Genomic DNA, 10,949 nt, shown 5'->3' on the forward strand with positions numbered 1-10,949 from the left:
GACAGTCCCTCAATTATTGTTGGGTTTGTTTGCTGAAATCCACCTTGGGCACTTCCCGTTCCTTGTCATTGTCAATTTCAAAATAGTCAAACGGCTCGAACTTAAAGAAATTCGCAATTAAAATCTGGGGAAAACTTTCAATGGTTGTGTTATAGTCGCGAGCGGTTCCATTATAATAACGTCGAGCCAACTGAATTTGATCTTCGATATTGCTCAATTCCTGCTGTAATTGCATGAAGTTTTCACTGGCTTTAAGATCCGGATAATTTTCAGCTATCGCAATTAACTTACCAAGACCTAAAGACAATTGGGTTTCAAGTTTTCCCTGCTCGGCAATGTCTTTCACCTGCCCTATTTTTGACCTTATTTCAGCGACTTCCTCAAAAACGCTTGATTCATGTCCCGCATAAGCCTTGACCGACTCTACCAGATTGGGAATCAAATTATGGCGTCGTTTCAATTGCACATCGATCCCGCTCCATCCTTCCCGAACCTGGTTTCTTTGCTTAACCAGTGTATTATAGATGTACACGACCCATAACAATAACGCTACGATAAGGACAAAAATGATAATTGCCATGCTCCCTCTTTTTTCCTTATTATTTCATTAAACTATAGGATCAGGCTTAGCATTGTGCAAACCTTTCAAAGGTACAGAATCTGGTACCGGATAGTTGCGAAATTCGTTTCCTATCATCCATACTTAGGCTCAGTGAACCAAATTGTTCTGGCACAATTTTATTAGTAGTCCGTAAGAAGGCCTGCGGCCGTATTGCGGGTTTCCTGTTGCAATATTATACCGATAGAACAGGAGAGTAGTCGAGCGAATGTTATCCCGCATTTCGGCTTCGCCTTCATGACGGGCTACAAAATATTATTATTGTTATAGAACTATAGCCGTAGCCCGCAAGGAGGCCTGCGGCCGTATTGCGGGTATTACGTTCCACCGGATAAACGTAATCCCGCTATAAGATACCAAGCGAAATCAAAATTCATGAGAAGGACAGGACGATGAAACAGAATATAGAGTTTGAAAGTCAGGGCGTAACCTTACGCGGTGTGCTGGAATTACCGGAATCGGATTGTGTTTCATACGCGTTATTCGCCCATTGCTTTACTTGTGGAAAAGATATCTCCGCGGCTTCACGAATAGCCCGGGCACTGGTGGAGCACGGTATTGGGGTATTACGGTTTGATTTTACCGGTCTCGGCAACAGCGAGGGTGATTTTGCCAATTCCAATTTTTCCTCCAATGTCCAGGATTTGATTGCTGCGGCCGATTTTCTCAGGGAAAAGTACGCCGCGCCAAAACTTCTGATAGGACACAGTCTCGGTGGAACAGCCATCGTTCTGGCCGCACAGCAAATCAGGGAAGCGGTCGCCGTGGTCACCATTGGTGCGCCGTCTACTCCCGAACACGTACAACATCACTTTGGTCTGTCGCTTGACCAGATTGAACAGAAAGGTCTCGCTCGGGTAACATTGGGAATACGTGAATTCACTATTAAAAAACAATTTCTGGACGATATCCGCCAATACAAGGAAACGATACAGGACAAAACACATAATGCTTTACTCATTATGCACTCCCCCCTTGATGCCGTTGTACCCATCCAGGAGGCGGAAAAAATTTATCGCATAGCCAAACATCCCAAAAGCTTTATCAGCCTTGATACGGCGGATCATCTTCTAAGCAATAAAGAGGATGCTCAATACGCGGCCACAGTCATCGCAGCCTGGGCAGAGCGTTATATGAAAAACGCGCAAAAGCAGGCAAACCCCGGGTTGGCCAAAGGGCATGTGCTGGTCAGCGAGAATGATCACCGCTTTTTACAAACCGTATCCAGTGATGATCATACCTGGCTGGCCGACGAACCAGCCAAGGTCGGCGGAACAAATAAAGGGCCGGATCCCTATGAGCATTTACTCGCGGCTCTTGGTGCGTGTACCTCAATGACGTTACGCATGTACGCCGACAGAAAAAAATGGCCGCTTGACAACGTGACGGTTGAGCTACAACACTCCAGGGAACACTCAAAGGATTGCGAACATTGCCTGGATGCGTCCAGCCAGATAGATCATATCCAAAGAACCATACGTCTGGAGGGGGAACTGTCGCAAGAACAGATTGAACGTCTCACCGAAATCGCCAATTTGTGTCCTGTTCATAAAACGCTTCACGGGGTTATTGTCGATACCAGTGTGGAATAATAAGCTCCGGCGATGGGCGGTCAATTGACGGCCCATCAGCAGTCAAAACCAATCGGATATAGCCCTGGTTACGTGGGTATTTTATAGCAATAATGTTTATTTTTTGAGTTCCAAGTGGTATTATACAGCTTGTTGTCTTATTGAACAGGTTCTTGACATGAGTGTACCGGAGCTTCCAATCACCGCAGATCATCTTAAACAGCGCGAGGTTCGTGTTTTTCCCGGTGTTCGAGGAAAAGTAAAGCACCCCATACGTATTAATGATTCCGTGATTATTCCCGAAGGCCAACCTGTCATTATTCAACCTCTTAACGCCGATCGACAAAGCGAAACGCCTCGTTTTAAAATCACGCTCTTTGAACGTGACAGCTCCGCTGCTGCCAGCAACCTTCCGGAAAGTCAACGTGATATCATACCGGGCATCAGCTACGATCAGGTTGAAATTTTACATCCGCAAAAAAGTTTTCTCTTTGAAGAACATTATCAACGCAGCAACGAACGATTATTTCCGAACCCGGACTCATCGCCTTCCCTAACGGAGATCAATCAAAGCCGGATCCCCAATTGTTTTTTACTCGCCTCCATGCAGGCCATTCTCAATCATCCCAACGGCGCCCATTTTATTCGCGGGATGATGAAGCAGCATGACGACGGCTCGACAACCGTGCGATTATTTAATCCTGAAACGCTCAAACCCGAATATATCCGGGTCAATACAGCGATGCTGGTTGATGAGAAAGGCCTTCCCTTAAATTCTCACAAGGCAATGTGGGTTCATGTGCTGGAAACCGCTTACGTGGCTTTGGGCAAACGTATGAATAAAGACGTCGATTCCTCAGCCAGCAGTGTTTTCAGCAAAGGCGGGCAAATGTCCTGGGCCACAACTATTTTAACCGGCCTGAAAGAGGAACGCCGCCTTAATATGACCCAAGGCGAACAATTCTGGTTGATTAAAGATTCCGAGCGCGGCCAAATCGAACCGCTTTTAGATCTCCCACTTGAAAGTTTCCCCCAGAAAGACAAGATTTTTAAAGGTGTACTGGAGTTGCAATTAAAAGAAATCGTCGCCATGCAAGCCTTTGCGGGAACACCGGAAGAGGCGCTCGAAAAAGCGTACCAGGATTATATGGCGTATTTTCAGTTTTACCTTGAAAATCGGGTCGCCTGTGAAACAATTCTCCGCGGCGAAGGAAGCATAGGTGATAAATTACTTCACATCGTCGACCTGATCAGTGACGGGTTCGAAACGAAGTACCCTGATCTCGGCAAGTTTCTGGTGGAATGTATTAATTTTTATAACGTGCCTGTTGCTGACAAAACCGTTCGCGGCGAAGTCTCTGCCTTTTCAGGCTTTTACACCGTAAAACAAAACGAACATTTTAACGCCATGCGAGACGCCCTGGCCAACGGACAACTGGTTACCGCGGCAACTCCGGAAAAATTCACCGTTCCGGTTCCCGGTTTGCGTAACAACCATGCCTACACCGTGCTTGACGTTTTTAGCCGGGAAGAAAAGGCCACACATCCTGTAACCATGGTGGAAACCGTCCGGGAAGTTCGCTATGTCCGGTTAAGAAACCCCTGGGGCAGTACCGGACGGACTTATCTTCAAGAGGAGGGTACGATGGCCTTTACTCCTGTGGAAGATGCCAACGCCGATATCTTTGAAATCGAATTATCCGATTTTTATAATAATTACAGTTACGTATCCATAAGCCGTTTTGCCAATGAGACCTTTGCCTATGATGAGCGACGTTCTCAATTATTGAAATCCATTGAAAAAATACGCTCCGGCTTTCGTGTTTACACCGATTCCACATTAGATGATTTAAGCCGCTTCAATAACCAGTACGGCCAATACGAACAGCAGTTTCTTGATCTTGAAAAACTGCACCTGCAAGTGATTTCACCGGAATTACTCATTGGTTTTGAAAATATTTTTAAAGAAAACCTTGACCGAAAGATCGAGGAAAAAATGGTTCGGGCTTTGCTGGAAATCAACGAGATAGTTATTCCATTTTATGCGGGTGACAAGAAACATGAATACCATCATCTCTACCATATATTAAAATTACAGTGGCTGGAAAAACAGGATAGTCCGGATAACGAGACTATCCGTTCATTGCGGCAGGATATTGTGCAAAACGCCGGCTATGATTTTTGTCCGTTTATGAACAATGAAAAGCTGAAGCTCGACATCCTGGTCAGAGCTTATGCCAGGGATTATATGGAAGACCTTTTCCACACCAGGCGACTTATTCAGCAACTGGAAAATCAACTGCGGATATTAGATCCCGATAACCTGGAAGGCATTTTTCTAAATGGTACCCTTTTAAAGCAGCAATGCGTCAGGATTTTGACTATGAAAGCCGCGTTGGCAGAACTGGATATCAATCTTGACGAAGCCGAATTAATAGAACTCCAGGATAAAATCAATGAGTTAAACAATTTATTAAAAGAACAACCGGCCTACGATCAATTCAAAGACAAATATAAGTCGGAAATTAATACACTACTTGATCTCGCCGTTAACTCTTATCAAGACGGGCATATCAGCGATAAAGAGCTAAAACATCTGCAACAAGTAGCCACCCACCTGAATATCCGGGAGTTAACCGATACCGCCAGGGAATTCCAGGATTCCGACAATGTACACCGTCAACAAATAGGCAAGCAACTGGGTGTGTTAGCCGGTTTACGGCAGGCACTTCATCATCTGGTCAGCAAAATCAGGGAAGCCTGGACCGGTTTTATTAATAAATTTCTGTCCGACAAACCCGCCAATAGTTACGAGCTGCCTGCGCGACAAACGAAGTATCCGGTCTTTTTTGCTCCGCAGGAAACTCAAAAACCGGATCTACGGGATGCGGAAAGTTTACCTACCCATACCGCCGCAGCTTGTGCCTAGTACAACGTTTCACTGAAGTTGCCTTGCTTGTTTGTTATTGCCGCGACAGCGGCAAGTCGTAGGTCGGGCGCCTCGCCCGACGTTTCCAACGAGCCAGTCAATCGTGACGACACCGGAGACGGTTGCTATTGCGCAAGACCAACCTCTGTATGCCTGTTTTTTTATTATGTTTACAATTTTTTACCAATAAAGTACTGGCTATGGCCTGGAAGTCCGACCAGTTACAGGATTTGACTGAACGTAAATATTAAGCGGCGGAAGGTAATCCAAATGATATTCCTGACCCAATACCCGATACGGACACCATGTACAAAATTACGATTACCCGTAATGTTGGTGTTTTGGTTTTCGTCGGTTATGAAGCCAGGAAGGAAAATCTGACGCTCCCGCTGTATGTCCTCTCCCAATAAGTTAAAGAAGAGGTTAGGATAGATAATCTACGGGGTATTACATGTAAGGGCTAAAAATTTTAAAGGATTCAAGAATGAAATTGAGCATGAGACAGATAGAAGTGTTTGTTATTACTTCCTATACGTTAAATTATACGAAAACAGCATCAATATTAAATCTATCTCCTCCCTCTGTACATAAGCAAATCACCAAGCTTGAAGAATCTTGCAACGCGATTCTTTTCACCAAGCACAAAAACCAAATCAGGCTTAGCAAATCCGGGCAATATCTGGTTGAGAAATTAAAACCAATTTACCATAGCCTGCAGAAGATAAATGAGGAAATTGATCAAAATATTGTTGCGATGCCAAAGGTTATAAGGTTATCCATGGGGCATTCTTTCCAGAGACTAATTTTTAGTAAAATTTACGCATTTGAAAAAATGCACAAGGACATCAAAATAGAAATACATGTTGAGAATAAAAAGGAATCCTTAATTAATTTAGGTTCAGATACCCGGGATATTTCAATTTTAGGTAAATCAAGCCTGATAGGGAGTAATTTTACAACAAAAATTATTTCTAATTATAGTTATGTCTTTATAGCACCTAAACATAAAAATAAAACGAACAATGTCGTGACGTTCAATGAGATTGAAAAAGCCAGAATATTTATTATAAAACCGAATACGGAGGCGCAATTAAAAATTCTGAATTTTTTAGAGGACAATGGCGTAGAAAAAGACCAGCTTATTTTCACCAGCTCGTTTTCCACTATTAAAAGTGCTGTTTCTGAAGGTCTTGGGTATGGTGTTATCTCATCCTCTGAATATCAGCTTTCTGAGGATTATGATCAGGTAAAATTTGAGGGAATGAATTTTCATGATCAAGTATATTCCGTATTTAAACCACATAAAACGGGTGCCGATTATATTCGTGATTTTATTGATTTTCTATCTTCAAACGGACCATGGTAATCGTATTAAGGACTATTATATAAATTGGTAAGCACTGTCTGATATGCTAGGGCGTGTCCTCATTCTGTTTCGCGAGCTAAAAGTTGGGATAATTTAGCGCAAATTGCAGATTGAATGAGGAGAATAGCCAGCCCTATTTGACGAATTCAAACTGTAATTTGAGCAAATTAGCAAAGGTTTTAGCCGTGAAATAGAATGAGGACACGCCCTAATGTCGTTCTTCTTTTTCCAGTCTTCGTGTTGCATTTACCCCGCCAGCTTGCCAAATACAAATGCGCATCCCTGATCGGCTTTAAAAATTGGGCCTGTTACCAAGTAAGCAGGGATGGTGACATGAACGGTGGCTTATATATAACCATACCCTTATCTCTCCAGGCCAACCTGTATTATTAAGGAATTATTAAGTTGTCCTTCGCTGTGTGCAAAGGAGGATTATCTAAAAGATAAGTAGAAGTAAGCTCTCATTAATCTGATGTTCATACAATGAAAATGTGCAATACAAATTGGATGAATATTATGAAAGAAAAGAGAGAGAAAATACACGTTGTGTCCTTGGATTTTGATGGATGCTTGGCCAATATAAATTATATCCTATCAAGTAACAAAGATGTTATTGAACATAATAAAAATCTTATAGAAGAAATTACGTCGCATCGTTCAGAAAATAAATACGATAAATTTATAAGTTTTGTAGGTTCAAATCGGCAAGATATTTATACAGATAGAGCCAACAGCACAACCATGACAGAGCATGGACTATTTATCAAAGGATCTTGTTTTCCAGCTACCGAAACATTCAGCAAATACATGGGTGCAAGTCTTGATCCGTTTCTCTTGGCTGATATTTATTCCCACGTTCAGCCAGGTTCTTCCTTTCAGGAAGCCAAAGAACTTTTAATTCCTGGACCGGAAGAGGAAAGTCATGCTTTCGTATACCCGGATTCCATAAGAAACAGCGATTATAATACTTGGGTTTTTGATCAAAACAAGTTATCCATACTTTATGCACAAATGCATAAAATCGCTTCAGAAAACCCCCAGTCCAAGATTTCTTTTAATTTTTATGATGACAGGCGAATTATTAGGGAAAACAAGGGCGATATACTGGAAAAAATTAGCCATTTTTTTTCTGTAAACAAGATGTTAATTCCTTCAAATGTAACACTGCACTTAAAACATTATGAAGGCAATGAAGTGGAACTGGTTAATACGATCAAAGGTTGCGGGGAAATAGATTATCAATACGGTAAGACGGTAATTTCTATGGCAAAGTGCGCCGCTAAAAATAAAGGTGAGCCTATGGAGTTTGGGGTTGATTGTATTGAGCACACCAATCCCAAAGAAATAATTATGGAGAGAGATTTTAACAGTTTGCTTTCTCAAACACAGCCTTTATATAAGGAAGAACAGTTATATCAAGGTGAGAAAACCAGTTCTGATGAAAAATCCGATTTAGAAAAACTTACAATGATAAAAATCCTATACAAATCCAGCTCATCAAGATCAGATAAAAAAGAGTTACGAGAACGGTGGCACAAGATCAAAGAAACTTTGGTTGCCAAATACAAAAATGAACCCAGAGCTTTGTCGCAAAGTGAAAGACAAGCCATCAATACTCACCTGCGAGATGGAAAAGTTCATTCCTTCTTTAATCGTCAAACAAGAACAGCAAAAAAAATAGAAATTATTGAAAGAAATAACTCTGAAATTAACAATAATTTCATGAGCAATTGAATCCGGTTCCATTACTCCACCAAGTTGTAATAGGTCTAGATAGTCTGTTTTATTAATATTAACTTTGGAGATTTACCATGAAAAATAATGATGATATGTATGAAATAATTAATGAAGACATGAAGTTTTCTATTATCCATAAATTATCAATAGATAAAGCTGAGCAAAAAATATTGCGTTCCAATTTATATCGTCCTTTTCTTATACGTGAAAGCAGTAAAGAGGGATGCTTAACCGTTAGTTTCTTAGATAGTTCTGGTCAATGCTCACATCGCAGGTTTGCTTATATACATGAACAGTGGGAGAACGTAAGTATTGAGAAGGTCTATAAAAAATATAAAGATGAAATTGAGGCGAAAAATTTAAATCTTCATGGCATTATGAATGCAGTAAATAGCTTGATTGGCAAGTTAAAGGAAAGTGGATATGATATTCATGACTCCAATCGATTTATTAGACCCAATGCAATCGATAAAACAGAAAATGAGGCTTATAGTGGTTATATAATTCTTGATGATGTATATGAAACTGTCAAAAATGAAGGAGAATTATCAGAAGATCAATTGAATTTTTTGGGAAAAACAGAAAAAAATATGGAGTTTTTACAAGATGATTGTCTTATTAGTCTCGAAGAGCTTGATTCTTTACAAGAGCATGCTTTTACAAAAGACAACCCAAAAAGGCTTTATAAAAAGGAAGAGTTGACCCAGTGGGTTCAACAAAAGGGAACGGATCCTATTACAAAAAGGAAAATGACTGTTGATGATATCGGCTGTACAAGTACTTTTTTCAGAATCAATAATAAATTAAACAGGATAAAAGAGCGTTTGAATAATGAGCCTGAGAAGGATGAAAATACGATGAATAGAAAAATCTAATACTCATTCTAGGTTCTGTGAACCAATTTTTTCGCAAAGCGAAAATGTGGATAATTGAGTGCCATTATGTCTTTGAATGAGGCGAATAGCTGGCTCTATTTAACGAATTCAAAGACATAATGGCGCCAATTAGCCTCATTTGCAGCTGTGAAAATTTTTGTTCACAGAGCCCGAGGCCATGGAAGCTTTAATCCATGGCTAATGGTTGGTAGTTGGCACGGTATTATGAATGATGATTTTTGTAAACTCCATGTAAAAACATACCTTGCCAACTATGTTAAACAATAACGATATTTTTAAAGGATATTATTGTAATCATGCCAAAATTAATAGTAAAAAATGAGCATAATGAATCTATAGAATTGCTTGACAGTGACAATCTTCCTTCTCCAATATTTGACATGTCAAAGTTGTACGAAGCGTTGGTTAAATACGACTGTATTACGGAGGCAATTGAAATCTTGAGTGAGGTAAAATCAGAATGGAAGGCTGCAATTTTATTAAGTAATCTAATGATAAGGCAACAAATTTATGATCCAATACCTGACATGATCTCTTCTATGGATGGGTTGAGTTGTTATCGCGTTTGTGTCGATAGTGGTGCCGGATTCAAGCAAAATAGTGGTCTGGATATATTAGGAACGGAAGGGTTATTTACCTGTGTTGCTGTTATGATAGAAACGGTAGATAGTAATGGTATACCTTGCTATTACCTGGCACATATCAATGGAGACCGTGCTGACCAACCGGAAATAGCAGGCACAGTTGAAGAGGAGTTAGAAAGAATTATCGAGGACTTACGTATCCTTACTGACAAGGACAACCTGACGTGGCAAGAGTTGGCTGGTGAGAAAACCGAGATCACATTAGTCGGGCAAAGTCACCCTATAAATGGAAAAAACATACCTGGAAGCAAATTATATCAACAATTGGAAGAAAAATTTGACAGGGAACTTGGTTTGAACATTACTTGTTTATATGCAAGCCGGGTTATTTTTGATTTTCGACAAAACGACTATTCTGTTATCAGTACCAAGCACTCCGGTAGATTGAGCGAAGGAATAGCGGATTTGCATGTTCCCGTTGTTATGCATGGTCAACCGTCCTATTGTAGTGAACGCGCGGCCTCATCCGTTACTTTTTTTAGCGCGGAAAAAGCGAAAACAAATCATTCTTTGCCGGTTATCGAATCTAATAAAATAGCCCATTCATTGTAAATCTCTGGTAGTGCATCAACCGTTTTAATGCACTACCAAAAAAAGAGAACTATTCGATAAATTATGGCTCTGTAATTGTCAACACCCCCTGATCAATCACATCTTGAAATTACCAGGTATTTGTGTAATCGTTTAACAAAAAATTCATTTGGAATCAGCATGTCACTATCCTCGGAATTACTGGCTACCCTAAAACAGGAACTAACACAAACAAAAAACTGGCAAGAGGAAGTACGATGTAATTCCTTAAGACAGCTGGCAGTCTATCTTGTATCATTCACCCATCCGCAATACGCTTTTCAATTTATAGGGGATGTTAAAAACGAATCACGTATGCCAAGAGGCATTCAGGCTATTGATAACATTCTTAATGATGACCTCATGGATGATGCGGAAAAAATTCGGGATATAAAAAATATTTTGCTGAAAAAAAATTACGATGGCCAAACGGAAAAACGCAACAATAGCTGGATAAGAACGGATGCGACGCATCTGACCTATTGTAACATGGCTCGAGCCATAGCCTCTTATGAGAAACAAACAAAACCGGAATTGACGTTTTTAAACGATTTTTCTGATAACTGCCATCAAGAAACTGCGCTGGAGTGCTGAATAGCTTATGCGGCAGGTTGATC

8 protein-coding genes are annotated in these 10,949 nt (G+C 40.6%); 7 read left to right on the plus strand and 1 reads right to left on the minus strand.

Features of this window, described 5'->3' with window-relative positions; all coding sequences use genetic code 11:
- Window positions 1-13: 13 nt before the first annotated feature.
- On the minus strand, window positions 14-580 hold the full coding sequence (locus tag CKW05_RS10345) for a LemA family protein (RefSeq protein WP_058482378.1): 567 nt from the start codon (window positions 578-580) through the stop codon (window positions 14-16).
- 431 nt (window positions 581-1,011) lie between these two features.
- On the opposite strand from CKW05_RS10345, the gene CKW05_RS10350 reads away from it, so the two are divergent.
- The 7 genes from CKW05_RS10350 (at window position 1,012) to CKW05_RS10380 (ending at window position 10,926) form a co-directional block, all read left to right on the plus strand.
- On the plus strand, window positions 1,012-2,211 hold the full coding sequence (locus CKW05_RS10350) for a bifunctional alpha/beta hydrolase/OsmC family protein (RefSeq protein WP_058482377.1): 1,200 nt from the start codon (window positions 1,012-1,014) through the stop codon (window positions 2,209-2,211).
- A gap of 157 nt (window positions 2,212-2,368) precedes the next feature.
- Window positions 2,369-5,119, plus strand: a complete 2,751-nt coding sequence (locus CKW05_RS10355; protein ID WP_058482376.1) for a C2 family cysteine protease — start codon at window positions 2,369-2,371, stop codon at window positions 5,117-5,119.
- A gap of 496 nt (window positions 5,120-5,615) precedes the next feature.
- Window positions 5,616-6,485 (plus strand): LysR family transcriptional regulator, encoded by an 870-nt coding sequence (locus CKW05_RS10360; protein ID WP_231950442.1) that lies wholly within the window; start codon window positions 5,616-5,618, stop codon window positions 6,483-6,485.
- A gap of 516 nt (window positions 6,486-7,001) precedes the next feature.
- Window positions 7,002-8,219: a hypothetical protein gene (locus tag CKW05_RS10365; RefSeq protein ID WP_133141158.1), complete on the plus strand. Its 1,218-nt coding sequence runs from the start codon at window positions 7,002-7,004 to the stop codon at window positions 8,217-8,219.
- A 77-nt stretch (window positions 8,220-8,296) separates the two neighbouring features.
- Window positions 8,297-9,097, plus strand: coding sequence for an RING finger protein (locus CKW05_RS10370; protein WP_058482373.1), 801 nt, complete (start codon window positions 8,297-8,299; stop codon window positions 9,095-9,097).
- Between the two features lie 317 nt (window positions 9,098-9,414).
- Window positions 9,415-10,314, plus strand: coding sequence for a hypothetical protein (locus tag CKW05_RS10375; RefSeq protein ID WP_058482372.1), 900 nt, complete (start codon window positions 9,415-9,417; stop codon window positions 10,312-10,314).
- A 159-nt stretch (window positions 10,315-10,473) separates the two neighbouring features.
- Complete coding sequence (locus CKW05_RS10380; RefSeq protein ID WP_058482371.1) at window positions 10,474-10,926, plus strand: hypothetical protein; 453 nt, start codon at window positions 10,474-10,476, stop codon at window positions 10,924-10,926.
- Window positions 10,927-10,949: the final 23 nt, after the last annotated feature.

This window comes from Legionella spiritensis (assembly GCF_900186965.1).
GTDB classification, from domain to species: domain Bacteria; phylum Pseudomonadota; class Gammaproteobacteria; order Legionellales; family Legionellaceae; genus Legionella_C; species Legionella_C spiritensis.

Bases quoted from the DNA above. Each gene is read 5' to 3' on its own strand.
- CKW05_RS10350 (WP_058482377.1), top strand. From the start codon at position 1,012: ATGAAACAGAATATAGAGTTTGAAAGTCAGGGCGTAACCTTACGCGGT.
- CKW05_RS10360 (WP_231950442.1), top strand. From the start codon at position 5,616: ATGAGACAGATAGAAGTGTTTGTTATTACTTCCTATACGTTAAATTAT.
- CKW05_RS10355 (WP_058482376.1), top strand. From the start codon at position 2,369: ATGAGTGTACCGGAGCTTCCAATCACCGCAGATCATCTTAAACAGCGC.
- CKW05_RS10380 (WP_058482371.1), top strand. From the start codon at position 10,474: ATGTCACTATCCTCGGAATTACTGGCTACCCTAAAACAGGAACTAACA.
- CKW05_RS10375 (WP_058482372.1), top strand. From the start codon at position 9,415: ATGCCAAAATTAATAGTAAAAAATGAGCATAATGAATCTATAGAATTG.
- CKW05_RS10345 (WP_058482378.1), bottom strand. From the start codon at position 580: ATGGCAATTATCATTTTTGTCCTTATCGTAGCGTTATTGTTATGGGTC.
- CKW05_RS10370 (WP_058482373.1), top strand. From the start codon at position 8,297: ATGAAAAATAATGATGATATGTATGAAATAATTAATGAAGACATGAAG.
- CKW05_RS10365 (WP_133141158.1), top strand. From the start codon at position 7,002: ATGAAAGAAAAGAGAGAGAAAATACACGTTGTGTCCTTGGATTTTGAT.